Origin of the sequence: Rhodococcus sp. P1Y, from assembly GCF_003641205.1 — a bacterium.
In the GTDB taxonomy this organism is placed as follows: Bacteria; Actinomycetota; Actinomycetes; order Mycobacteriales; family Mycobacteriaceae; genus Rhodococcoides.
This window is the reverse complement of record NZ_CP032762.1, coordinates 3,278,055-3,303,348: the sequence shown is the minus strand read 5'-3', so window position 1 is coordinate 3,303,348 and position 25,294 is coordinate 3,278,055. Positions and strand designations below refer to the sequence as shown.

Below are 25,294 nucleotides of genomic sequence, written 5' to 3'. Positions count from 1 at the left end.
CCAGGGTGGAGAATCAGTCCCTCCGACAAACTGCCTTCACGATCTCGGCAGTTGCCGTGTCCTTGTCGAGTTCGACGCTCTCGCCGGTGAACCGGTCGCGAAGCTCGACCTTGCCGTCGGCCCACCCACGCCCGACGACTACGACGAGCGGCATTCCCAACAGCTCCGAATCCTTGAACTTCACGCCAGGAGAGGCCTTGCGATCGTCGAACAGCACGTCGAGACCCTGGATATCGAGTTCCGACGCGATCTCCTCCGCACCTGCACGGGCCTCGTCGTCCTTGTTCGCGATGACGAGGTGCACGTCGAACGGTGCGATTTCCGCGGGCCAACGCAAGCCCTTGTCGTCGTGCTTCTGCTCAGCGACCACGGCGACCAAGCGCGAGATACCGACACCGTACGAGCCCTGGGTCAGGCGCACGGGCTTACCGCTTTCGCCCAGGACGTCGACGGCGAAGGCATCGGTGTACTTGCGGCCGAGCTGGAAGATGTGCCCGATCTCGATGCCCCGGGCACTGACCAGAGGTCCACGGCCGTCCGGAGATGGATCTCCGTCGCGAATCTCTGCAGCTTCGATCGTTCCGTCGGGTGTGAAATCGCGGCCTGCGACGAGGTTCACCACATGCTTGCCCTTGATGTCGGCACCGGTGATCCAGGACGTCCCGTCGACGACGCGGGGATCGACGAGGTACCGAACGCCGCCTGCCTGAAGGCCTCGAGGTCCGATGTAGCCCTTGACCAGGAATGGATTCGCCTCGAAATCCGCGTCGGTCAGCAGTTCGAACTCAGCGGGTTCCAGCGACGCCCCCAGACGCTTCTCGTCGACCTCGCGGTCTCCCGGTACACCGATCGCGAGGAGTTCCCACTCGCCTTCGATGTTGCGGACCTTGAGCAGGATGTTCTTCAGCGTGTCTGCGGCCGTGACCGAACGGCCGAGCCCTGCCGAGTTGGCCCAGTCGACGAGGGTCGCGATGGTCGGGGTGTTGCCGGTCTCGTAGTCGACCGCCGCAGGCTGTCCTTCGATCGGCAATGCGTCGGGGGCCGGCGTGGTGACTGCCTCGACGTTGGCTGCGTAACCCGACTCGATACAGCGCACGTACGTGTCCTCACCGATGTCACTCTCGGCGAGAAATTCCTCCGATGCGCTACCGCCCATGGCGCCGGATGTCGCGGCGACGATGACGTACTTGACGCCGAGTCGAGCGAATATTCTCTGATATGCCTCACGATGGGCCTCGTAGGACTTCTTCAGTCCGTCATCGTCCATGTCGAACGAGTACGAATCCTTCATGACGAACTCGCGCCCACGCAGAATGCCGGCGCGGGGACGCTCTTCGTCGCGGTACTTGGTCTGAATTTGATACAGCGTGACCGGCAGATCCTTGTACGAGTTGTATTCGCCCTTCACGGTGAGCGCGAACAACTCCTCGTGCGTCGGACCGAGCAGCATGTCGTTGCCCTTGCGGTCTTGCAGGCGGAACAACGCATCACCGTATTCGGTCCAGCGGTTCGTCGTTTCGTACGGTTCACGCGGCAACAGCGCGGGGAGCGAGATCTCCTGCGCGCCGATCGCGTTCATCTCTTCACGAACGACGTTCTCGATCTGTCGGAGCACCTTCAGACCCAGCGGCAACCACGAGTAGACGCCAGGCGCGATGCGTCGGACGTATCCGGCACGAACCAACAACTTGTGGCTGTCGACTTCGGCGTCGGCGGGGTCGTCGCGAAGGGTGCGGAGGAACAGCTGCGAAAGACGGGTGATCACGGGGTACGAGAGTAGTCGGTACCCGCCAAGTGGGTAACGTTGCTCCCCGTGCTCATCCTGCTTCCGCCCTCCGAAACGAAGTCAGACGGCGGCGAGGGATCTCCGCTCGATCTGGAGAAACTGTCGCTGCCGGGGTTGAACCCGCTTCGTCAGAAGCTGGCGGACGCCCTTGTCGAACTCGCCGACGACGTCGACGCCTCGAGCAAAGCTCTCGGCCTCGGTCCGACCCAGACAGGCGAAATCGAGCGGAACCTCGCCCTGTGGAGTTCGCCGACCGCGCCGGCGCTCGATCGCTACACGGGAGTTCTCTACGACGCGTTGAACGCACGCATGTTCACCAAGGCAGGCCGCGCCCGCGCCGCCGCACGACTGTGGATCGGCTCTGCTCTCTTCGGCGCGGTACGCGCGTACGACCCCGTCCCGTCGTATCGGTTGTCCGGTGGTTCGACCTTGCCTGGTTTTGGCACACTGCGATCACATTGGAAACCGGAATTGAGCGACGCGCTCGCCGCCGAAGCGGACGGACTCGTCGTCGACCTGCGGTCGGGAACCTATCAGCAGCACGGCCCGGTGCCAGGAGCTGTGACCGCGACTGTGCTGACCGAAAAGCCGGACGGCAGCAGATCGGTGGTCAGTCATTTCAACAAGCACCACAAAGGTCTGCTCGCCCGAGCTCTGACACTCACCACGGCCGAACCGAAAGACGTCAGATCGTTGGCACGCGTCGCATCGAAAGCAGGCCTGCGTGTCGAGGTCGCCTCGCCCACCGAGCTGATCGTGCTGACCGAATGAACCCGGTCCCGGGATTGTTGCGCCGAGGCGCGGACGCCTCGTTCGGCCGAGACAAAGACCTCCGAACCGTCGACGAGGTCACGGATCGGTTGATTGCGTCGGAGGAGTACGACGCTCTCGCTCTCGGATCGCTCGCCCTGACCAACATGATCCAGACCATGTACGAGGGTGGCTGGCAACCGCTCGACCTACTGCACATCGTTCGACGCGGTTCGACCGTCGCGGTGTCCTCCCTCGCCGCAGCCGCCATCCTGCACCAATCGGACTTGACGAACGCCGCCGAACGCGCCCCCGAGAGCTGGATCGAGCAGTTGTCGGAAATCTGCACTGCCTATCCGAAGGCAGCATCGCGCGTGGACGCGTCGCCCAGTTTTCTCGCGGCACTGCTGAGCGCGAGTGGAAAGTCGGACTACATCGGCGCCAGCGACCAGTGGACAGCCGTCCTCTCGCTGCTCGGACAATGGCAGCGACTGCCGCGTTGGCCGAAGATCGGTCCATTTCCATCCCAGTGGCCGAATCGGCGCATGCAGAGTTCGTCACGTCCTGCCGCGCCGGCCGAATCACCGAATGCGAAGGTGCTCAGTAGGATTCGCGGACTGCTCGCCAAGGCCGATGCCACAGATTTCGAGGAGGAGGCGGATACCCTCACCGCGAAAGCGCAGGAATTGATGACGCGGTATTCGATAGATTCTCTGTTGCTCACCGAGGGCAACGTCGACGTCGAGTCGAGGCGCCTGCACGTCGACAATCCACATGCGCCCGCGAAAGCGCAGTTGCTGCATGCCGTCAGTACCGTGAACCGCGTCAAGAGCATCTGGGATCCGGAGTTCGCCATCGCTACTCTGGTGGGCTCCCCCGTCGACGTGGAGAACACCGAGATCCTGTTCACGTCGCTGCTGATCCAAGCGACTCGCGCATTGTCCCGTTCACCGAAAGCGAAGCGCCGCAAAGGCTCCGCGTCGGCTGCCTTCGGCAAGGCGTTTCTGTTCGCATACGCCGTGCGGATCGGCGAACGCCTCGCTGACGCCGACGCCGACACCCTCGACGTGGCAGCCGAACGGTCCGGCGATCTCCTCCCCATGCTCGCTGCACAAACCGTCGCCGTCGAGGAAGAATTCGACCGGCTCTTTCCTCGCGTGCGGACCATGCGCGGACCGCGACTCGACGCCGAAGGGTGGGAGTCCGGTCACGCGGCGGCTGATGAGGCCCAACTGCATTAGTTTCCCGACAGGTTATTCATTTGCCAACCGGACCTGGTGCGCAAACAAATAATTCGTCGGAAGACTCACCTCCGCCGCTCCGCCCGTAGCCGGGCCCGGTCGAATTTGTCTCGAACCCGTCCGAAATCCCACAAATCCTTCCATCCCCAACGGATCACCTCGAGGCCGTGATCACGCATGTCGTCCTCCCGAATCTTCTCCTTCGTGACCACTGCGCGATCGTCGTACTTACCCATCCCGTCGAACTCGCCCGCAATCCGCCATCGCCTCCAGTAGAAGTCCACCCGAGCAAGAAACCTCTCACCGCTCCTGAGCACCTGCTGGAGAACAGGTTCCGGCATACCGAACTCCGCCATTCTCAGTCTGCTGATCGACTCACCCGGGCTCTCACTGAGCCCGTTCATCCTGTCCACCGCCCGCCTTGCGGCTCCGATCCCCCCGAGTCGCGCGGACGCCTCGACTGCAGCACGCAGATGGTCCATCGACACATTTTTCGACCGCAGTGCCGAATCTCCGAGCACAACAGCATGATCGAGATCCAGAATGCGCGCGCAATCGCACACCGTCCGGTCCAACGTCGTCATTCGAATGTCGTCCGCCGTCGTCACGAGGTTTTCGGGCAACGCCGTGGTGTGAACGTGCAGGCCCGCATTCGTTCTGCCGTGGCCTCCGGGAATTGTAAGATGCACCCGGTCGAGGCGTGTGTCCCACATGTCGAGTCCGTGCAGAACGGCAGCCGACACATGACTGGCGACGGCATCCGCGGCATTTACCCGCAGCGTCGCAATCGTCGCGAGTCGGTGCTTCTGCCGCGCGTCCAGGGAATCGAGCAGCTCACGCTTCACATAGATTCCCGGCATCATCCGATTCAATTCTTCAGCCGCACACAATCGTTGCAGGTCGGTGTCCGTATATCCCATTGCCAGGAGCGCAGCGCGTGTCATCAATCCATCGGAGTCGGGGTGCATGACTCGAATATCCACCGAAGCGCAGGCAAATTCGGCCCCGAAGCAAATCTGGGGATGGACACGCCCCCTGTGGATGAATACCCGTACGGTCGTGCCACTCGTTTGCCGACGAGCTGTTCGTTTGCCGACCGGGCATGGTGCGCAAACGAACAATTCGTCGGCAAACTCAGCCTGAACCGCAGGGCACAATGGGAACCGTGCACCACACTCTCGACGACACGATCGCCCGCGCAACAGAACTGCTCCAGAACAAGGATCTGGCTGGTATGTCCGATCTGGTCGCAGGATTGTCTCCTGCCGACGCCGCGCGAATACTCGGGCGGGCGGACTCCGCCGAGCGTGCCGTGCTGTATCGACTGCTCCCCAAAGACCAAGCCCTGGAGGTGTTCGAACAGTTCGACGCGTCGGTTCGGGGCGAGCTCTTCGAGAGCCTGCGTGACGACGACGTCATCACATTGTTCGAGGATTTGGATCCCGACGACAGAGTCGAACTCGTCGACGAGTTGCCGTCGAATGTCGCTCGCCGCCTGATGCAGGGGTTGTCGGCAACCGAACGCGCCTTGACCGCTCCCATGCTGGGGTATGCGAAGGGATCCACCGGACGTCGAATGAGCCCGGAGTACATCGGCGTCAGTGCAGACACGACCGCATCCCAGGCTCTCGCTCGGGTCCGGGCAACGGGGGCCGACGCCGAATCGGTCTACCTCCTGCCGATCACCGACGAGAGCCGACGCCTGGTAGGGGTCGCGACACTTGCCGATGTGGCGATGGCCGATCCTTCGACCCTCATCGGGGACCTCGCGACAACCAGACCTGTCGTCACCGCCGACGTCGACGCCGAGGCTGCCGCTCGTATGTGCCTTGAAAATCGAAGTCCCGCAGTGGTTGTAGTCGATTCGGAATATCGGTTGATCGGAATTCTCACCATAGAGCAGGCGTCGCGCATCATCGAGGAAGCCGAGGACGAAGACGCGGCGAGGGCGGGTGGAAGCGAGCCCCTGCGCAGGCCGTATCTCTCGACGCCTGTGCTGGCTATCGTCCGATCGCGAGTGGTCTGGCTTCTCGTGCTGGCGCTGTCGGCGATTCTGACGGTTCAGGTCCTCGAGATTTTCGAACATGCACTCGCCGCGGTGGTGACGCTTGCGCTGTTCATTCCGTTGCTCACCGGAACCGGCGGAAACACCGGGTCTCAGGCTGCGACCACCGTCACCCGCGCGCTCGCCGTCGGCGACGTACGCCCGCGCGATATTGCAGCTGTTCTGTTCCGCGAGGTACGCGTGGGCGCGACGATGGGCCTGATGCTCGGCTCACTCGGGTTCGTCATTGCCGGTCTCGTCTACGACTGGCGACTGGGGACCGTCATCGGCTCGACGTTGCTCGCGATCTGCACGCTCGCCGCCACAGTCGGCGGCGCTATGCCCCTGTTGGCCAAAAGGATCGGCGTCGATCCCGCGGTGTTCTCGACTCCGTTCATCTCGACCTTCTGCGATGCAACGGGTCTGATCGTCTACTTTGCAATCGCAAAGCTCGTTCTCGGCGTCTAAGCCGATTGAGCGTCTTCTTGTGCGGCCTGGGCCTGAGCAACCTGCGACGCCGTGAACCTGATGAAGAAGGCCGCGATTCCCGCCACCACGGCGAGTATTGCGCAGCAGAACAGCGCGAACATGTATCCCGAACTCAGGGCGTCGAGCTGGGTGTCGTTCATCAACGTCGCCGGCCCCGTCGTCCCGCCGAGCGACAGCGTGCGCGAGGTGACGAGTGCTCCGACGATTGCCAGTGCGACCGGACCGCCCAGGGTTTGCGCAACGAGTGAAATTGCAGTCAACGGCCCGATCTCGGTCGCCGGAACCCCCGCGATCGCGCACAGAGGCAGCGGAATCGACGCCATCCCCACACCGAAGCCGATTCCGATGACCGGGAAGAAAATCCCGGGGAAGTACGACGAATCCGCGTCCATCGTCGCGACCGAGAACAACAGCCAACCGAACATGATGACCGCACCGGCCATGACCAGCCAGCGGGGTTGAATCCGAACCACCAGCTGCGATGTGATGAATGCCGCTGCCCCGAGTCCGAAGGCGAACGGGACGAAGGCAAGACCCGCCGCGAGCGGGCTGTATCCCAGAATGTCCTGGACGAACAGCGCGACGAAGGCTGCAAGACAGAACATCACACCGCCCGCGAAGAAAATCGCCACGAACGTTGCGACACGATCTCTGCTGGAGAACAGCGAGAACGGGAGCAGCGGATTCTCGGCCCTGCGCTCGACGACCAGGAACAACCCGAGCAGCACGAGACCTGCGACGAGTGAGCCGATGACCAGTGGGCTGAGCCATCCCAGTTCGGTTCCCTCGCTCAACGCGAGGACGACGCCCGTGCATCCGAGGGTGCCCAGTATCGCTCCGGGAAAGTCGAGCGCGAGTCGAACGCCTGCCGTTTCCTTCAGCGACACCACCGCCAGAATGACGATCACGATGCCAATAGGCACGTTGATGAGGAAGATCCACCGCCAGGAGACCTGCGTCAAAGCACCGCCGATGATCAACCCGGCAATCGAACCGACCCCTGTCATCGCGGCGTAGATCGCGATTGCCTGGTTTCTGACCGGGCCCGGCGCGAACGTCGTTGCGACGAGGGCAAACGCCGTCGGCGACGCCACCGCGGCACCGACGCCTTGCAGAGCGCGTGCAGCTACCAGCGTGGCTTCGTTGACTGCGAGACCGCACAGCAGCGACGCAACCGTGAACAGCACTACCCCGCCGAGGAACATCTTCTTTCGTCCGAACGCGTCGCCCAGCCTGCCCCCGAGCAGCATCAGTCCGCCGAATGCCAACGCGTACGACGTGAGCACCCAGTTGCGCCCAGCGTCGCTCAATCCCAGATCGGCCTGCAGAGGTGCGAGCGCCAGGTTGGCGACGGTGCCGTCGAGCACCACCATCAGCTGCAATCCGCTGAGAACGATGATGGCGAGACCGAACGCCCTGGTCGTCACCGGATAGACGATCTGGGTTGACGCCGCTGTGGGCTGCGTGGAATCAGGCACGGGAGTTAACGTTACCGAGAGTCCACAGAAAAACCAGCAACGGTTCCGATTACGACGATCGCTGGTGGACGGATTCCCTCATCCTTGACCTTCTGCGCAACCGTGGACAGATCTGCCCGAACCTCGCGCTGCGTGCGCAGCGTCCCCTCCTGGACGACCAGCACCGGCGTCGAGGCCGGTCGGCCACCGTCGACGAGGACCTTCGCGAACTTGTCGATTCGTTCCACCGCCATCAGCAACACGATCGTGCCGGTCAGCCGCGCGAGCGCGCTCCAGTCGACGAGCGAGTCCGGATGATCGGGCGCTACGTGCCCGCTCACGACGACGAACTCGTGTGTCACGCCGCGATGAGTCACCGGCACGCCCGCAGCGGACGGAACCGAGATAGCACTCGTGATTCCCGGAACAACCGTCACCGGCACGCCGGCCTCGGCGAGCGCTTCGAGTTCTTCGTAGCCACGTCCGAACACGTACGGGTCGCCGCCCTTGAGTCGCACGACGAATTTTCCGGCCTTCGCCCGGTCGATCAGCGCAGAGTTGATCGCCTCTTGCGCCATCGCGCGACCGTACGGGATCTTCGATGCGTCGATCACCTCGACGTGCGGGCCGAGTTCGGCGAGCAGCTCCGGCGGCGCCAGACGATCGGTGACGACGACATCGGCATAGGCCAACAGTCGTCTTCCCCGGACGGTGATGAGATCCGGGTCTCCTGGACCACCGCCGACGAGAGCCACACCTGTGTGCGGCGCGTGCGCGGAGTCGGTGATCACACCGGATTGCAGGGCCTCGACGACGGCATTGCGAACGGCGGCAGATCGTCGGTGCTCGCCGCCGGCAAGCACCCCCAGGGTGAGCCCGTCGTAGTCTGCCGACGCCGGAGTGACCGCGGTGCCGTCGCGCGCGATGTCGGCGCGGACGCAAAAAATTCGGGAACGCTCGGCTTCGGCGACGATTGCGGCGTTCGTGTCGGCCTCGTCGGTGCACGCAATGGCATACCAGGCGTCTCCCACGTCACCGTCTCGGTAGTCGCGCAGTTCCATTGTCGCCTGACCTGCGGTAACCCAGCCCTCCACGGCAGGGGTGGCCTCACGCGTGATGACGTGTACGAGCGCACCCGAGGAAATCAACAGCGGAAGCCGACGCTGCGCCACAGTGCCGCCACCGAACACGACGACGCGTTTGCCGGACAGATTCAGGCCAACCAGGTAGGGAGAATCTGTCGCGTCGGATTCGTTCGCATGCACGGGTAGAGACGCTACCGTGCACGCAAGATCGGGTCACTCCGCAGGCTCCGCTCGTGCTATTTCGGGTCACTCCGCAGGCTCCGCTCGCGCTATTTCGGGTCACTCCGCAGGCTCCGCTCGTGCTATTTCGGGTCACTCCGCAGGCTCCGCTCGCGCAATTTCGGGTCACTCCGCCCGCTCCGCTCGCGCCTGACGCGGTTTTCGTCCCATACCGGCTCAGCCGATTCGTAGACCTGTCCGTCCGATCCGAATACGAGAAACCGGTCGAAACTGCGCGCGAACCAACGGTCGTGGGTGACCGCGACGACGGTTCCCTCGAATGCCGCGATCGCGTCCTGCAAGGCGTCAGCGGACAGCAGGTCCAGGTTGTCGGTGGGCTCGTCGAGAAGAAGCAACGTTGCACCGGACAGTTCGAGCAGGAGGATCTGAAGACGAGCCTGCTGTCCGCCGGACAGATTGTCGTAGACCTGCTCCGCCGACAAGGACAGCCCATAACGATCGAGAGCTCGGCTTGCTGCTTCGCGGCCCATGCCGTCCCGGTGCTCGTTACCGAGGTGAAGAATGTCGAGCAGCGTCTTACCGTTGAGGTCGGGACGAGTATGGGTCTGCGCGAACAACCCCGGGCGCACACGCGCCCCCAATACCGCCTTGCCGCCATGCGGGACCGGGTCGATCGCGAGTTCCTGTACGGGCTGGTGTTCACGTTCGGGGTCGGTTCCGCCTCCCGCGAGCAGCCTGAGGAAATGCGATTTCCCCGAACCGTTGGATCCGAGGACCGCGACGCGGTCGCCGAACCAGATTTCGGTGCCGAAGGGCTTCATCAAACCGGTCAGCTCCAGCTCCGTGCACACGAGCGCCCGCTTGGCGGTGCGTCCGCCGTGCAGGCGAACCGTCACGTTCTGCGTCAGCGGTACGGCCTCGGGCGGTCCCACGTCCTCGAATCGCGCGAGACGGGTTTGTGCTGCGTGATAGCGCGCTGCGACACCGTCGTTGAACTTCGCCTTCTCGCGAAGTCGCAGCACGAGCGCGCGCAACTTGACGCGCTCCTCGTCCCATCGACGTCGCAGTTCGTCCAGGCGAGCGTTGCGATCGGACCGTGCGTCGTAGTAGGTGTCGAACGCAGCTCCGTGCACCCAGGACGTAGCTCCACTGGCACCTGGTTCGAGGGTCACGATGCGGGTAGCCGCATTGGCAATGAGTTCGCGGTCGTGGCTGATGAACAGCACCGATTTGTCGGACTCGCGAATGGTCTTCTCCAGCCAACGCTTTCCGGGGACGTCGAGGTAGTTGTCGGGCTCGTCCAGAAGGAGCAGTTGGTCCGTGCCTGCGAACAGCGCTTCGAGCACCACCCGCTTCTGTTCACCACCGCTCAACGTTGCTGCAGCACGCCATTTTGCGGTGTCGAACGGCATTCCAAGCGCTGACATCGTCACCTTGTCCCAGAACGGTTCGAGGTCGTATCCGCCGATGTCTCCCCAGTCCGACAGTGCCGCTGCATACCCGAGCTGCGTCTTTTCGTCGTCCGCCTCGATCATTGCATTTTCGGCCTCGTCGAGAGCCTTCGCGGCAGTGCGTACCGCGGGTGAGGACACCGACAGTAGAAGGTCGAGGACCGTCGAATCGTCACGTAATTGCCCCACGAACTGGCGCATCACCCCAAGCTGACCGGACCGTGTGACGGCACCGTCGTCGGGAGTGATATCGCCCGCGACGATCCGCGTGAGGGTCGTCTTTCCGGTCCCGTTCGGCCCGATCAGCGCGGCCTTGGCACCGTCACCGACACGGAATCCGACCCCGCTGAGAAGCTGCCTACCGTCGGGAAGGAAGTAGTCGATATCGGTCAGTTCGAGGTGGGCCACACAGACGAATCTATGTCAGGGTGTCAACGCCATTTTCGCAGTGGTGGTCAGAGTCTGAGTGCCCGCCTCGTCGACGTGGGCATGTTCGACGCGTAGGCGGGCCGAATTACCTTCCGTAGTCAGGAGCATCACGCCGTTGTCGAACCACGGCCCAGCCTCTGCATCCCAGGTCACCTCCGACGGCCCAACTTTCGCGGCACTGGCGAGTCGGCGGAGTCCGCGCGCGACGGGCTTCTTGATGGCCAGTCGATTGACCGCCCGAATGGGCAGGTTCAACGGATTGCGAAACGGTGACATGGTCAGCTGATAGGTGGCGGGCACCTCACCGCCTACACCGAATTCGGCTCGCGCAACGTACGAGCAATGAACGTCACCCGAAAGCCACATGATGCTGGCGGGCGCAGCATCACCTCGCGAGAGTTCCCGCGTGAGAGTAGCCATGTCGGCGAACGACTTTCCGAATGCGGCCCAATGTTCCAAGTCGAGTTCGATTCGAAGTTTCTCACCGACCTTGCCCGCCAGTTTGCCCCAACTCCCCTGCGCCACGGCTTCGTTCCACTGCTCCAGGTGATGCAGCGCCGGCAACATCAGGTAAGGAAGCGAGGAGCCGAACAGCAGGTGCCGCGGCGACGACTCGAGGGCGCGCTCGCGAACCCAGGCCCATTCGACGTCGTCGACCATCGCTCGGTTCTTCGGATCGAGATTCCGCGAGCACCTCGAATCGATCATGATGAGGCGAGTGTCCCCGAAATCTCGATAGAAGCTCCACCGCCCGGTGTCGGGGACCTCGTCGACTCGGAGCGAGAATTCGGCGAGCAACCGCTCCCGGTCGGCATCGGACGGCGCTGACCGTACCTTCTCGTACAGTTCGTCCTTCGCAAGTTCGTTGGGCGACAGATTGCCGAGGTGCTGATACACCCAGTACGACGAGAACGCACCGACGACACGGTCTTTCCACCACGGTCGGGTCTCGATGTCAGCTCGCCACGACGCCGAGGAATTCCAGTCGTCACGAAGGTCGTGGTCGTCGAGAATCATGCACGACGGCACGCTCGCAAGGAGAGTGCGTACCGGCTCGGCACCCCAGGACTCGTGGTAGAGCCACGAATACTCCTCGAAATCGCAGATCTCGTCCTCGGCATCGGTCCCTCGTGCACTCTTGGGTCCTGCTCCCGACTCTCTCCGTGCACGCAAACGCTCGATGATTTCGGGCGAAGGATCGTCGGCGTAGACCTGATCGCCGAGGAGCAGCAGCGCCTGTGGCCATTCGCCCGGATCCTGATTCGCCATTCTATTGCCTAGCCCCGCCAGCGCGTCCGCTCCGATCCTCTGCAGGGACTCATCGCTGTAATTGTCTCCGCGTCTACACGATCCGAACGCGAACGTGACCGGCCCGTCGCGGTCCACCGTGTGGACCGACGCCGTCTTACCTGCCTCCGGCCAGACCACCCGGGCGTCGAAGGTCACGTCGTAGGTGACCGCCGAGTTCCCGGGCAGGTCCGTCAGGGCGACGAGCGCGTAGTGATGTCCGTGTATCCCCCACGTCGGAGCCTCACCGTGCACCCCGGCATCGGTGGTCACACGCACGGTCCCCGGGGTGTCGAATTCGAACCAGAAGGTTGCGTCGTGCGCGCCGACATAGCGCACGAGCGGACCGAGAACCAGTGGTGACAACGTCATGGTTCACACGATGCCCTGCCTGGGTCTTACGCGCTACTGTGGCCGGTCACAGCGGGTGTGAACAGCTTCCCCGCCAGTCGGTCGAGATACGCGAGCACCTCGGCCTCGGATTTGTCCGGCATCCCGTAGACCACTTCGGACACGCCGAGCTCACGCCACCGGTCCAGCCTTGCGGCGTTCGGCTTGAAGTCCAACACTACGATCTCTGGTTCTCCGGCTCGGCCTGCTTCTCGCCAGAGTTGCTGCAGCTTCACGACTCTGGCCTCGATATCGCTTTCGCCGGGAGTCGAGATCCACCCATCTGCCGACCGGACGATCCACGCGAAGTTCTTCTCCGTTCCCGCCGCGCCGACGAGAACGGGAACGCCTGCACCCTGAGCGGGTTTGGGCCAAGCCCAGCTGGCACCGAAGTTCACGAACTCGCCCTCGTACTGCGCCTCCTCGTCGCGCCACAGACTCCGCATCGCCTCCAGATACTCCCGCAGCATCGTCCTTCGACGAGCCGAGGGAACTCCGTGGTCGGCCAATTCATCGGTATTCCAACCGAATCCGACACCGAGGTTCACCCGACCGCCGCTGAGGTGGTCGAGCGAGGCAATCGACTTGGCCAGCGTGATCGGGTCGTGCTCGACGGGGATCGCCACGGCGGTACCGAGCCGGATCGTCGACGTCACCGCCGCTGCCATGGACAGCGATACCCACGGGTCGAGCGTTCTCGCGTACCGATCGTCGGGCAGTGAGGCGTCGCCGGTCATGGGATGAGCAGCCTCGCGTTTCACCGGGATGTGCGTGTGCTCGGGAACGTAGAACGACGCAAATCCCAACTTCTCACCGGCAGCCGCGGCCGCAGCGGGGGTGATACCGCGATCAGAAGTGAACAGAACGAGCCCGAAGCGCATGCATTATTAGAACGTGTTCCAGTCTTGGACGCAAGCAACCGCGACGGTCACCCCGTGCCACGCTGCCTTGTTCCGAACCAGCCGACCTCCGCCTGCGGCGAGGATCGCCGCGGCCTCGGCAACGCTGGGCGTCCCGGTTTCGGCGGCCACCCTCGTCGATGGAGTAGGAACCGTCACCCGACGCAGATCCTCGGCCGACCACACCAGCAGCGGAACTCCGAGCTGGTCGGCGACGCCGCGGGCCACGGCCTGCTTCGTCCCGAGCGTCGAGACCGCGAGCACGACCCAATCCGGCGAGAGAATCCTCGAAAGTGCCTCCGAGCAATCCGACAAGGTCGCGGTCGTCGTCATCCCGAGTCCGAGCACGACCCGTTCAGGCATGTGCAGACGAGAATCGCGAGCTCGCTTCCACGAAGCGTCGAACCGACTGCGGACTACCCGCGGGGTGGGTGTGCAGGTACGACGCATGGACGCCACCCTGCACGAACCCCTCGCGGACAACGGCCTGCTGGGGGTTTCGCCAACCCCATGCCGGCCTCGGATTCACTGCCCCTGTGTCCACCAACATGGTGCGGTGGAACTCGTGACCGGTGACCCGCCACCCGGCTTCGAAGAGAACCGAACTCTCCACTGCGACCGCGTCGCGATAGCCGAGCGTCAGAGTGCTGCCGAACCGCGCGTCGACGTCGACCACGCCCGCCATGGCGTGACCGTCCAACGTTCGGCACAGGTACAGCAAACCCGCACACTCGGCGTGAATTGCGATCCCCTGCGCAGCAGCTCCGCGGATATCACCCAACAGTGCTGTGTTCGAGGCCAGTTGCTCGGCGTGCTCCTCGGGGAAACCTCCAGGAATGACTACCCCCGCTGCGCGTTCGGGCAGTCTGTCGGTCAGCGGATCGAACACGATCACCTCGGCGCCCGATGCGCGCAACAGTTCGGTGTGCTCGGCGTAGCCGAACGTGAATGCCGGTCCCCCCGCGATCGCGACGACGGGCGAGGACGACGACCGCACCTCGACCTCTGCGGCAGCGTCCCAGGACTCTGCGTGGACCGAAGACCGGGCGAGCGCCTCGACTGCACCGAGGTCGACGTGAGTCCGAACGAGTTCCGCCATGGCATCGACGGCATCGCGGGCTCGTCCACCGTGTTCGAGCGCAGTGATCAGACCGAGATGCCGAGACGGTACGGCGAGTTCGGTCATGCGGGGAAGCGACCCGAGAACGGGTACTCCCACGCGGTCGCAAGCCTGCCGGAGAACTTCCTCGTGCCGAGGGCTGCCGACCCGGTTGAGAATGACGCCGCCGATACGCACCGACGAATCGAACGTCGAGAAACCGTGCAGCACAGCGGCTAGAGATTGACTGTGCCCGCGTGCATCGACGACGAGCACGACCGGCGCGCCCAGCATCGATGCCACCGCAGCCGTCGACCCCTCCGCTGCTGCGTCCCCGGTGCCGGACATGTCGATCTTGCCGTCGAAGAGGCCCATCACGCCTTCGACTATTGCGACATCACATCCTGCGCTCCCGTGCCGAAAGAGCGGCCCGATGCGGTCCCGGCCGACCATCACCGCGTCGAGGTTGCGCCCGGGGCGACCCGTTGCGAGAGCGTGATATCCGGGATCGATGTAGTCCGGACCCACCTTGAACGGCGCGACCCTGCGGCCGGCTGCGCACAGGGCACCCATCAAACCTGTTGCCACCGTGGTCTTTCCGCTACCCGACGAGGGAGCGGCGATCACGACGGCCGGGACGGAGGTCACCATTCTATGCCGCGTTGGCCCTTACGGCCTGCGTCCATCGGATGCTTCACTTTGCTCATCTCCGTGACCAGATCCGCGGCGTCGATCAGAGCCTGTGGCGCGTCGCGACCGGTTACTACGACGTGTTGGTTGCCCGGCCGATTCCTCAGAACCTCCACCACCTCGCCCACATCGACCCATCCCCACTTGAGCGGATAGGTGAACTCGTCCAGCACATAGAAGCGATGCGTCTCCTCGGACAGGCGACGCGCAATCTCGGACCACCCTTCGGCTGCAGCGGCCGCATGGTCGACGTCGGAGCCCTTCTTCCTCGTCCACGACCAGCCTTCGCCCATCTTGTGCCACTCGACGGAGCCCCCTGCGCCTGTCGAGTCGTGCAAATCGCCGAGCAGTCTGAACGTCGCCTCTTCCCCGACCTTCCATTTGGCACTCTTGACGAACTGGAACACCCCGACGTCGAATCCTTGATTCCACGCGCGCATCGCCATTCCGAATGCGGCTGTCGACTTACCTTTGCCCGGGCCCGTGTGGACCGCGAGAACAGGCTGATTGCGGCGCTGGCGCGTCGTCAGACCGTCCGCAGGCACCGAACCGGGTAGTGGCACTCCCTGTGGCATGTCCTGTCCCTACGCTGCTGCGCGAACGACGGCGGCGACCTGCTCGGCCGACAGGTCGGCCAGGCGAACGTAACCGCCCTGCAGGTGCTGGGCGAAGTCGGCAGCGAGCCCGAGTCGAACCATCCCCGATTCGCAGTCGACGACCACCGACGCGATGCCGTCACCGGCAATTCGAGTGGCCGCAATACGGGCGCGGCCGACAGGGTCTGTTCCGCCCGTGGCCCGGCCGTCGGTCATCGCAACGACGAGTGCTCGACGCAGCGGGTCACGAACCTTCTCACGCAGCACTACCTCGCGGGCCTTCAGAAAACCCTGCGCCAGTGGCGATTTCCCGCCCGTCTTCATCCGGCGCAGCCTGGTGACCGCGACGTCGACGCTCGACGTCGGAGGCAGAATCAACTCTGCCTCGCGTCCGCGAACCGTGACGACCGCGACCTTGTCCCGTCGTTGATAGGCATCCCTGAGTAAAGACAGGACCGCCCCGGTCACCGCCGACAGCCGATCACGAGCGGCCATCGAACCGGACGCATCGACGACGAAGACGATCAAGTTTCCCTCGCGCCCTTCGCGCAACGCCCCTCGCAGGTCCGCAGGCCGGAGCACGAACCGACCCGATGTTCGGCCGCGCTCCACCTGTTCCTCGGCCGCGGCGAACAGCGTTCCGACGAGGTGAAGTCCCTTCCCTCGCTCCGTGGTCGGACGCACTGCGCGTCCCTGCGACGAACGGGACCGCGATCGCCTGCCCGGCGCACCTTCTCCGACGCCGGGAACCTCCATCAGGCGCGCACGGAACTGGGCCCCTGGCGCAGCTGCATTGCGTTCCTGGGAACCGTTGCTGCTCTGCGGTTGTGGCGGCTGCTCGGTACCGCCGCAACCCGGCGGCGTGCCACCGTCGTCTGGACCGGCATCGTCAGGACCGGCATCGTCAGGACCGGCATCGTCAGGACCGGCATCGTCGGGATCCGGCCTGTTCGGGCCCGGACCGTCCGGATCGGGCTCCGGTTCTGGTTTCCCTGCGTCGGCTTGTTCCGCAGCATCGCGCATCGCGTCGTCCAGCGCCTGGTCGTCGATACCTGGCTCGTCGAAGGGATCGCGCCGACGCCGATGTGGCAGAGCGAGTTCCGCCGCGACTCGCACGTCGGCTTCCTCCACGACGACCGATCCACGCCACGCGGCGTGGGCAGTAGCGGTTCGTGCAACGACGAGATCGGCACGCATGCCGTCGACATCGAAGGACGCGCACAGCGCGGCGATTCGACGGAGTTCGGTGTCGTCGAGCACGACGTCGTCGAGCACACTACGAGCATCGACGATTTTGCGGGCGATCTCGGCGTCGCTGTCTGCATAGCCTGCAGCGAAAGACTCCGGATCGCGCTCGTAGTTCAGTCGGCGACGCACGACGTCCATGCGGGTGTCGACATCTCGGGACGCGGTGACCTCGACGGCGAGACCGAAACGGTCCAGCAGCTGAGGCCGAAGTTCCCCCTCTTCCGGATTCATCGTGCCGACGAGTACGAACTGCGCTGCGTGCGAGTGCGAGACGCCGTCGCGTTCGACGTGGACCCGGCCCATCGCAGCCGCGTCGAGAAGTACGTCGACGAGATGATCGTGAAGCAGGTTGACCTCGTCGACGTACAACACGCCGCGGTGGGCCGCCGCCAGCAGACCCGGCTGGAATGCGCGCTCACCGTCACGCAGTACCTTCTCGAGATCGAGAGATCCGACAACTCGATCCTCGGTGGCTCCCACCGGCAGTTCGACCAGTCGTGCCGGGCGAGCGATTCCTTCGTCGATCACCTCGGGAAGGAGCGCTGCGAGGGCGCGCACGACCGTCGACTTCGCTGTCCCCTTCTCACCTCGTACCAGTACGCCTCCGATGCCGGGGTGGACCGCGCACAGCACGAGGGACAAGCGCAGCTGATCCTGGCCCACGATCGCACTGAACGGAAAACCGGACTGCTGCACGAGAGATCTCCTTCGTACCCCGGACTCCGCGCCGGGGATGTGGACGTCCGCCGAAGCGGCGGACACGAACTTACGAAGTTGTGCGGCGATCTGACTTCGGAATCAACACCTGGGCACCGATTCCTACACAGTGGCGGGACCGCGCCTGATTCGCACAGGACTTCCCCGCATCAACTTCGACTTCTCGAACACTACTGCTCGCGCGCTACGACTCACCCCACGGCGTACCGCCACCGCGACGCATCGGAGTGTGCGGAATACCGTCTTCCAGGACCTCTTCGCCGTCCGGGAGGAATCCGTGCTTGGCGTACATGTCCACGAGGTAGCTCTGTGCGTTGATGCGACACGGCGCAGAGCCGACTTCGGCGAGGGCCGCCCGCAGGATGCGCGTCGTGTGACCCTGTCCGCGCGCTGAGCGCTGCGTGCACAGTCGCCCGATGCGGAAGGCCTTCTCCCCGTCGTCGTGCTCTTCGAGCAGACGCAAGGTGCAGACGACCTCGCCGTCGCGCTCCAACCAGAAGTGCCGCGTTTCGGTGAGCAGGTCTCGGCCGTCGAGCTCAGGGTAGGCGCAGGCCTGCTCGACGACGAATACCTCGACACGCAGCTTCAACAGGTCGTACAGAGTGTTGTTGGACAGGTCCAAAGCCCATGATCGTTTGAGGGCAGCTGCTTGCGTAGTCATCAGGTGTTGCTATCACACGCCACTGGGCTGTGCGAGTCGAGATGGCTCCTGGAGCTGCAACCCACGTGCGGTCCAATCGAAAATTTCGCGGAACAATGCCGGATCCTCGGCCAGTTTCTTGCCGAGCGAGGGCACCATGTCCTTGAGTTTCGGCTGCCATGCGTCGTAGCGGTCGCCAAAGCACCGTTGCAGGACGTCGAGCATTGCAGGAACTGCTGTCGAAGCACCCGGTGATGCCCCCAGAAGGCCGGCGATGGTGCCGTCGGCGGAATTGATGACGGCCGTGCCGAACTCGAGCACTCCGCCCCGGCCCTTCTTGCGGATGACCTGGACGCGCTGGCCTGCGGTGACGAGCTCCCAGTCGGTGCCGATGACTTCGGGTGCGAATTCACGCAGGGTCTCGACGCGGTCGGCTTCCGACTGCGCGAGCTCACTGACGAGGTACTTCACCAGTCCTAGCTCGGTGACGCCGACCCCGAGCATCGACATGAGGTTTCCTGGCTTGACGGAACTGGGCAGGTCGGTGAGCTTGCCCTGCTTGAGGAACTTCGGGGACCATCCTGCGTACGGACCGAACAGCAGACCGGGTTTGCCGCCGATGACGCGGGTGTCGAGGTGAGGCACCGACATCGGAGGTGCGCCCACGGACGCCTTCCCGTAGACCTTTGCCGAATGCTGTGAAATCAGATCGGGATTGGTGCAGCGCAGCCATTCACCGCTGACCGGGAACCCACCGAAGCCGTTGATCTCGCTGATTCCCGACTTCTGCAGCAGATGCAGCGCGCCTCCGCCCGCGCCGACGAACACGAACTTGGCGTTGACGGTCTTCTTGGTGCCGGTGCGGAGGTTGGCGATCTTGAGATTCCACGTGCCGTCGGACTGCTTGGTTATGTTGCGCACATCGCTACCGAAGTGGACGGTGCCGCCGGAACCGGAGATGTAGTTGAGGAGCTGGCGCGTCAATGCGCCGAAGTCGACATCGGTGCCCGCGTCACTCCAGTTGAGGGCTACGGGATCGGAGAAGTCTCGACCCTCGCCCATGAGGGGCAACCGCTTGGCGAACTCGTCCGGGCTGTCGATGTACTCCATGCCTTCGAACAACGGGTTCGACGCCAAGGCCTCGTACCGCGCACGTAGGTACTTCACGTTCGACTCGCCGTGCACGAAGCTCACGTGCGGGATCGGATTGATGAAGTTCTTCGGGTCGCTGAGAACCCCGGACTCGACGCTGTGTGCCCAGAACTGGCGCGAGACCTGGAACTGCTCGTTGACGTTGAGAGCCTTCGAGATGTCGACCGAGCCATCTTTGTTCTGCGGGGTGTAGTTGAGCTCACACAAAGCGGAATGGCCGGTTCCGGCGTTGTTCCATGCGTCACTGCTTTCGGCAGCAGCGGCATCGAGTCGCTCGTAGACGTCGATCGTCCATTCCGGTTCGAGCTGTTTGAGCAGCGCACCCAGAGTGGCGCTCATGATCCCGGCGCCGACGAGAACCACGTCGGTCTTGCTGTGCTTGACCTGCTCTTCGTTCGACCGCTGTTCTTTTGACACTGGAGAATCGACTTCCTTGTCCGTGAGTTCTACTGACGACACTCTGCTTCAGGTGGCGGTTACGTTACCTGCCCGTACTTACCCGCTATGACGCGTGCGAAAAGCCCTGACTCGATTGTGCTCCTCGTGCTCGTTGATCAGGGCCAACTACAGTTGTGATCTGTGACTACCTGGGTGCCCGACATTCTCGGCGACGGCTACGAGCAGACCACGATCCCGCTCGGTGCGGATCCTGACGGCGAAGGGACGGTGGAGGCGACCCTGGTTCGCTTCGCCCCGGCTGACGACAAGCCGGCAGATCGAGCCGTCATCTACGTGCACGGGTTCACCGACTACTTCTTCCAGAGCCATCTCGCCGAACACTTCGCCGCAAAAGGGTTCGCGTTCTACGCGTTGGACCTGCGCAAATGCGGTCGATCGCTGCGCGAGGGCCAAACACCGCACTTCGTCACCGATCTGGCGTTCTACGACGCGGAACTGAACGAGGCGCTGTCGTTGGTGCGTGCGGACACGTCCGGCTCGGTGGTTCTCACGGCACACTCCACAGGCGGGCTGATCCTGCCACTGTGGCTGGACCGACTGAACCGCCAGGAAGGCGGGACCGCGGGCCTCGGCATCGACGGAGTCATCCTCAACAGCCCATGGTTCGATCTGCAGGGTCCGGCTGCCATCCGCAGTGTGGGTACCGCAGCGATCGACGTGATCGGCAAAGTGAAGTCCAAGACCCCGGTCCCCGGACAAGGCCTCGACACATACGGGCTCTCGCTCGCCAAAGACCACCACGGAGAGTGGGACTACAACCTCGATTGGAAGCCTCTGGCCGGCTTCCCGATCACCTTCGGGTGGATCCGCGCGGTTCGTCATGGCCACGCAAAGCTGCACCGAGGCCTCGATATCGGGGTGCCGTCGCTGATCCTGCGGTCCAAGGTCACGCATTTCTCACGCAAGTACAGCTCCGCGACGGACGTCGCCGACGCCGTACTCGATGTCCGGCAGATCGCACGGTGGGCAGGATGCCTGGGAGACCGCACGACGGTCGTGCCGATCGAAGGTGCTCGGCACGACGTATTTCTGTCCCAGGAGAAGGCTCGAACGCGCGCATTCGAGGAGGTCGACGAGTGGATCGACTGGCTCTACCGCAGTGCCCACATCGACCGTGAATCCGGCAAGAACCACAGCGAGATCGGAACCATTTCATGACCGAGCATTTCGATATTGCGATAATCGGATCCGGATCGGGCAACTCGATTGCCGACGACCGCTTCGCAGATCTGAAGATTGCGCTGTTCGAGGAGCACACGCCGTTCGGTGGGACGTGCCTCAACGTCGGTTGCATCCCGACCAAGATGTTCGTCTACGCCGCGGAAGTCGCCCAGACGATCCGCGACTCCGCTCGATACGGAATCGACTCCACCCTCGACAAGGTCCGGTGGTCGGATATCGTCGGGCGCGTTTTCGGTCGCATCGATCCCATCTCGGCCGGTGGTAAGCACTATCGCGAAAGCGGCAGTCCCAACGTGACACTGTTTTCCAGCCACGCGACATTCGTCGGACCACGGACGATCGACGCGGGCAACGGTGTCATCATCACAGCCGACCAAATCGTGGTGGCGGCGGGTTCGCGCCCCGTGATTCCTCAGCAGGTACGAGATTCGGGGGTGAAGTTCCACACCAACGACGACATCATGCGGCTGCCGGAGCTGCCTGAGCACCTGGTTGTTCTCGGATCCGGTTACATCGCAGCGGAATTCGCGCACGTGTTCGGCGCGCTCGGCTCGAAGGTCTCGATAGTCGCACGCAAGGACAAGCTCTTGCGCGGCCTCGACGGCGACCTGTCCGATCGCTTCACCGAACTCGCACAGAAGCACTGGAACGTACATCTGAATTCAGGCGAAGCGACAGCGATCGCCGATGGTGATCGCGTCGGGATCGAGCTCGAAGGCGGAACCCGAGTTCTGGGCGACGCGTTGCTCGTCGCCGTCGGTCGCGAGCCGAACGGAGACCTACTGGGAGCCGAAGCCGGCGGAATCGAACTCGACGACGAGGGCAGAATTGTCGTCGACGAATTCGGCAGGACCACGGCCGATGGGGTGTTCGCGCTCGGTGACGTCTCCTCGGAGTATCAGCTCAAGCACGTGGCCAACCACGAGGCTCGCGTGGTCGCGCACAACCTTCTGCAGCACGCATGGGAGGACACGTCGAGCTTCCAGGCGTTCGATCACCGGTTCGTACCAGCAGCTGTGTTCACGCACCCGCAGATCGCCGAGGTCGGACTGACCGAGGAGCAGGCACGCGAGGCCGGTTTGGACATCGCGGTGAAGATCCAGAACTACGGCGACGTCGCGTACGGCTGGGCGATGGAGGACCGTGAGGGCTTCTGCAAGATCATCGCCGAGAAGAAAACCGGCCGGATTCTCGGCGCACACGTGATCGGGGCTCAGGCCCCGACGGTGATTCAGCCACTGATCCAGGCGATGAGTTTCGGCACCACCGTCGCCGAGATGGCACGCGGCCAGTACTGGATCCACCCTGGGCTCCCCGAGGTCGTCGAGAACGCGCTACTCGGTCTCGACATCTGACCGGCTTCACCGCGCATCACCAGGGACTGGTTCTCAGGACGATCTCGGTCGCGAGTGCCGCCGATGCATCGGCTGGGATGTTCTCGACTCCGTCGAGTTGAACGACGCGGAAGTCACCGTAGACGACTCTGCCGGTGCCGTCCGCGCTCGCCCGACGTAGCGAACTGCCGACCACTACGGTCGTCGGAAGTTCGACGGGTGGGCAGTCGGGCGCGGCGATGCTTCCGTTCTCGTCTGCTATCGCGGGGTGAGGGCGATCGCACACCGTCAAGCTCTGGAATTTGCCGAACGTTCGTGCGGCCAGGCCCCACGCCAACTCTGCGCCTTCTCTGCTGCCGACCAGGTGTGCCCACGGTAGAGATATCTCGTCGAGTATCTCGAGCACAGCCTCATGATCGAGCCCGTCGATGTCTTCTACCACAACAGTTTTCAGATCCGAGTTGTGTAGGCGCTCAGCCACAGCGTCGTAGACGTCCGGGCTGTCACCCGCTCCGGGAAGGAGCAGCACAACGTGCCTCGTCTCGGGCCCGGCAATTCGCAACGAACAGCTCCCACCACGGGCCGCCACTTGCTTGTAATCCATGCATACGACGCTACTGCACGTCCCGACTCGCGCGAATGACTGCGAGGCATTGCGCAGAGAACACTTTGGTTCTATGGTTCATTACATGAGTAACGAACCAGTTGACCAACCAAGCACATGGGGCTTGCGCTGATGGACGAGGGCCGGCCGCTCTTCGTCCAGATTGCCGAGATGATCGAGAATTCGATCATCGACGGCACCTTCGCCGAGGAGAGCCAGGTGCCCTCGACGAACGAGCTGGCGGCCTTCCACCGCATCAACCCGGCAACCGCAGGCAAGGGTCTGGCGAAACTCGTCGCCGACGGAATTCTCTACAAGAAACGAGGCATCGGAATGTTCGTCACCTCGGGCGCGCAGGACGCACTCCGCTTCCGCCGCCGCGACGATTTCGCGCGGCAGTACATCGAACCCCTGATCACCGAGGCAGGAAAGCTCGGAATGAGCGTCGACGAACTCAAGACCATGCTCGACAAATGGGAGGTAGCACCATGAACGACGCCCCGGTCATCGCTACGGCCAGAAACCTGACAAAGACGTACGGCGACTTCACCGCGGTCGACGACGCCAGCTTCGATCTCAAGGCCAACACGATCTACGGACTCCTCGGTCGAAACGGCGCCGGCAAGACCACCGTCATGCAGATGCTGACCGCCCAGAGCCTCCAATCTGCCGGGGAGATCCAAGTATTCGGCCAACGGCCATACGAGAACAGTTCCGCACTCGCAAACATCTGCTTCGTGAAGGAAAGCCAGAAATATCCGGACGATTTCAAAGTTCGTCATGTGATCTCCTGTGCCGCGAGGCTCCTCCCCCATTGGGACCAGGAGTTCGCCTCGGAGCTCATTCGTGATTTCGACCTACCCGAGGGACGGAAGGTCAAAAAGCTCTCCCGCGGCATGACGTCGGCTCTGGGCATCGTGATCGGTCTGGCCGCACGTGCACCGCTCACCTTCTTCGACGAGCCATACCTCGGGCTGGATGCGGTTGCCCGGCATATGTTCTACGACAGGTTGCTGGCCGACTACGCCGAGAACCCGCGCACGGTGGTCCTGTCGACACATCTGATCGACGAGGTCAGCGATCTCATCGAACACGTGATCCTGATCGATCGGGGTCGGATCATCATCGACTCGGAAGCAGACGATCTCCGCGACCGCGGATTCGTCGTATCCGGCGCCTCCGATCATGTCGATACATTCGTAGCGGGACGAAAGGTCCTACATCGGGACGCTCTCGGCTCCGTGTCTCGTGTCAGCGTCGACGCACGGCTGTCTCCCGACGAGCGAGCCCGCGCACAATCGCTCGGACTCGACACCGAGCCACTGTCACTGCAGCAGTTGGTCATTCGTAACACCACGGAACTCATCAGCAAGGAGACAGTAGCGTGAAACGCACACTGGACGTCGCCAGACTGCATACCGTCGCGTGGCCACTGATCATCGGTTGGCCGATCGGAGTGCTCGTCATCGCTTTCGTCATCAGCTACACGATCTTTGCGGTGATACCGACAACCGACGCCGAGTTCAACTTCACCGGTGCTGTGTTCTCGATGTACGGCTTCGCTGTCGGCTTCTATCTTCAGGCCGTGACTCAAACATTTCCGTTCGCAATGGGCATTTCCGTCAGCAGACGGGAATTCTTCACCGCGACTGCATTGGTCGGCATCGTCCAATCGGCGTTCCTGGCGACCCTGGTGTACGTGATGTCCGTCGTCGAAGTGGCTACCAGCGGGTTCGGCATCAAATTGCGAATGTTCGGAGTCGTTCGCTACGCGACCGATACCCCCGCATTGCAGTGGCTCGGGATCTTCACCACTCTGTTGCTCGTCGCTGCGATCGGCTTGTTCATCGGTGTTGCCTACCAGCGCTACCGGGTGACGGGCTTCCTCACGATCAGCGTTGTGGCGATCGTACTGTTCGGCGGCGGCGCGATCCTCGTCACCTGGCAGCAGTGGTGGCCAGCGGTTGGTCGCTTCTTCGTCGATACTCCGTCGGTTGTCCTGCTGGGCGTCATACCACTCGCATTGGCCGCGTTGTTCGCGACGGCAGGGTGGGTCGGATTGCGCCGAGCCACTCCGTGATCGGT

Annotated in this window: 22 protein-coding genes and 1 riboswitch; of the genes, 8 read left to right on the top strand and 14 right to left on the bottom strand. The window is 63.4% G+C overall.

Annotated elements, in window-relative coordinates; all coding sequences use genetic code 11:
• Positions 1-13 precede the first annotated feature (13 nt).
• Positions 14-1,765 carry a proline--tRNA ligase gene (locus D8W71_RS15270; RefSeq protein WP_121114455.1) on the bottom strand — a complete coding sequence of 584 codons (1,752 nt, stop codon included), beginning with the start codon at positions 1,763-1,765 and terminating at the stop codon, positions 14-16.
• 48 nt (positions 1,766-1,813) lie between these two features.
• On the opposite strand from D8W71_RS15270, the gene yaaA reads away from it, so the two are divergent.
• Both yaaA and D8W71_RS15260 read left to right on the top strand, forming a co-directional pair.
• Positions 1,814-2,557 carry a peroxide stress protein YaaA gene (yaaA, locus tag D8W71_RS15265; protein WP_121114453.1) on the top strand — a complete coding sequence of 248 codons (744 nt, stop codon included), beginning with the start codon at positions 1,814-1,816 and terminating at the stop codon, positions 2,555-2,557.
• Entirely contained in the window at positions 2,554-3,777 is a 1,224-nt protein-coding gene (locus D8W71_RS15260; RefSeq protein ID WP_121114451.1) for a DUF2786 domain-containing protein, read from the top strand. The genes yaaA and D8W71_RS15260 overlap by 4 nt, the downstream gene beginning before the upstream one ends.
• Positions 3,778-3,842: 65 nt before the next feature.
• Here the strand turns inward: D8W71_RS15260 and D8W71_RS15255 are convergent, their stop codons facing one another.
• Positions 3,843-4,745 carry a hypothetical protein gene (locus D8W71_RS15255; protein ID WP_121114449.1) on the bottom strand — a complete coding sequence of 301 codons (903 nt, stop codon included), beginning with the start codon at positions 4,743-4,745 and terminating at the stop codon, positions 3,843-3,845.
• Between the two features lie 197 nt (positions 4,746-4,942).
• Between D8W71_RS15255 and mgtE the strand changes: the two genes are divergently transcribed.
• On the top strand, positions 4,943-6,289 hold the full coding sequence (mgtE, locus tag D8W71_RS15250; RefSeq protein WP_121119271.1) for a magnesium transporter: 1,347 nt from the start codon (positions 4,943-4,945) through the stop codon (positions 6,287-6,289).
• On the opposite strand, the gene D8W71_RS15245 is transcribed toward mgtE, so the two are convergent.
• The 11 genes from D8W71_RS15245 to mqo form a co-directional block, all read right to left on the bottom strand.
• On the bottom strand, positions 6,286-7,788 hold the full coding sequence (locus D8W71_RS15245) for an MFS transporter (RefSeq protein ID WP_121114447.1): 1,503 nt from the start codon (positions 7,786-7,788) through the stop codon (positions 6,286-6,288). The two genes, mgtE and D8W71_RS15245, sit on opposite strands and share 4 nt — an antisense overlap.
• Positions 7,789-7,799: 11 nt before the next feature.
• Entirely contained in the window at positions 7,800-9,032 is a 1,233-nt protein-coding gene (gene cobA, locus D8W71_RS15240) for a uroporphyrinogen-III C-methyltransferase (RefSeq protein ID WP_121114445.1), read from the bottom strand.
• 122 nt (positions 9,033-9,154) lie between these two features.
• The gene (locus D8W71_RS15230; protein ID WP_121114443.1) at positions 9,155-10,891 is read right to left on the bottom strand and encodes an ABC-F family ATP-binding cassette domain-containing protein; all 1,737 of its coding nucleotides are present in this window, start codon (positions 10,889-10,891) and stop codon (positions 9,155-9,157) included.
• Between the two features lie 15 nt (positions 10,892-10,906).
• Positions 10,907-12,571 carry a DUF7800 domain-containing protein gene (locus D8W71_RS15225; protein WP_121114441.1) on the bottom strand — a complete coding sequence of 555 codons (1,665 nt, stop codon included), beginning with the start codon at positions 12,569-12,571 and terminating at the stop codon, positions 10,907-10,909.
• 26 nt (positions 12,572-12,597) lie between these two features.
• A complete protein-coding gene (locus tag D8W71_RS15220; protein ID WP_121114439.1) occupies positions 12,598-13,470 on the bottom strand; it encodes an LLM class F420-dependent oxidoreductase in 873 nt (290 codons plus the stop codon).
• A 6-nt stretch (positions 13,471-13,476) separates the two neighbouring features.
• Positions 13,477-13,851, bottom strand: coding sequence for a cobalamin biosynthesis protein (locus D8W71_RS15215; protein ID WP_201265088.1), 375 nt, complete (start codon positions 13,849-13,851; stop codon positions 13,477-13,479).
• The gene (locus D8W71_RS15210) at positions 13,844-15,238 is read right to left on the bottom strand and encodes a cobyrinate a,c-diamide synthase (RefSeq protein WP_121114437.1); all 1,395 of its coding nucleotides are present in this window, start codon (positions 15,236-15,238) and stop codon (positions 13,844-13,846) included. The genes D8W71_RS15215 and D8W71_RS15210 overlap by 8 nt, the downstream gene beginning before the upstream one ends.
• A complete protein-coding gene (gene cobO / locus D8W71_RS15205) occupies positions 15,232-15,852 on the bottom strand; it encodes a cob(I)yrinic acid a,c-diamide adenosyltransferase (RefSeq protein WP_121114435.1) in 621 nt (206 codons plus the stop codon). The genes D8W71_RS15210 and cobO overlap by 7 nt, the downstream gene beginning before the upstream one ends.
• A gap of 9 nt (positions 15,853-15,861) precedes the next feature.
• Entirely contained in the window at positions 15,862-17,817 is a 1,956-nt protein-coding gene (locus D8W71_RS15200; RefSeq protein ID WP_121119267.1) for a magnesium chelatase subunit D family protein, read from the bottom strand.
• A gap of 37 nt (positions 17,818-17,854) precedes the next feature.
• Positions 17,855-18,007: riboswitch (adenosylcobalamin (AdoCbl) riboswitch) on the bottom strand.
• A gap of 15 nt (positions 18,008-18,022) precedes the next feature.
• Entirely contained in the window at positions 18,023-18,499 is a 477-nt protein-coding gene (locus D8W71_RS15195) for a GNAT family N-acetyltransferase (protein WP_121114433.1), read from the bottom strand.
• A 12-nt stretch (positions 18,500-18,511) separates the two neighbouring features.
• Positions 18,512-20,047 carry a malate dehydrogenase (quinone) gene (gene mqo, locus D8W71_RS15190; RefSeq protein ID WP_121119265.1) on the bottom strand — a complete coding sequence of 512 codons (1,536 nt, stop codon included), beginning with the start codon at positions 20,045-20,047 and terminating at the stop codon, positions 18,512-18,514.
• Between the two features lie 162 nt (positions 20,048-20,209).
• On the opposite strand from mqo, the gene D8W71_RS15185 reads away from it, so the two are divergent.
• Entirely contained in the window at positions 20,210-21,247 is a 1,038-nt protein-coding gene (locus D8W71_RS15185) for an alpha/beta hydrolase (protein ID WP_201265087.1), read from the top strand.
• Positions 21,244-22,626, top strand: coding sequence for a mycothione reductase (gene mtr, locus D8W71_RS15180; RefSeq protein ID WP_121114431.1), 1,383 nt, complete (start codon positions 21,244-21,246; stop codon positions 22,624-22,626). Before D8W71_RS15185 ends, mtr begins: the two co-directional genes overlap by 4 nt.
• 16 nt (positions 22,627-22,642) lie before the next feature.
• Here mtr and D8W71_RS15175 read toward each other — a convergent pair whose 3' ends face one another.
• Complete coding sequence (locus D8W71_RS15175; protein WP_121114429.1) at positions 22,643-23,209, bottom strand: alpha/beta hydrolase; 567 nt, start codon at positions 23,207-23,209, stop codon at positions 22,643-22,645.
• A 129-nt stretch (positions 23,210-23,338) separates the two neighbouring features.
• Between D8W71_RS15175 and D8W71_RS15170 the strand changes: the two genes are divergently transcribed.
• Genes D8W71_RS15170 through D8W71_RS15160 form a run of 3 tightly spaced genes read left to right on the top strand, consistent with a single transcriptional unit; the run spans position 23,339 to position 25,289 of the window.
• Positions 23,339-23,701: a GntR family transcriptional regulator gene (locus tag D8W71_RS15170; protein ID WP_201265402.1), complete on the top strand. Its 363-nt coding sequence runs from the start codon at positions 23,339-23,341 to the stop codon at positions 23,699-23,701.
• Positions 23,698-24,597: an ABC transporter ATP-binding protein gene (locus D8W71_RS15165; protein WP_236077448.1), complete on the top strand. Its 900-nt coding sequence runs from the start codon at positions 23,698-23,700 to the stop codon at positions 24,595-24,597. The genes D8W71_RS15170 and D8W71_RS15165 overlap by 4 nt, the downstream gene beginning before the upstream one ends.
• Positions 24,594-25,289 carry an ABC transporter permease gene (locus D8W71_RS15160; protein ID WP_121114423.1) on the top strand — a complete coding sequence of 232 codons (696 nt, stop codon included), beginning with the start codon at positions 24,594-24,596 and terminating at the stop codon, positions 25,287-25,289. Before D8W71_RS15165 ends, D8W71_RS15160 begins: the two co-directional genes overlap by 4 nt.
• Positions 25,290-25,294: the final 5 nt, after the last annotated feature.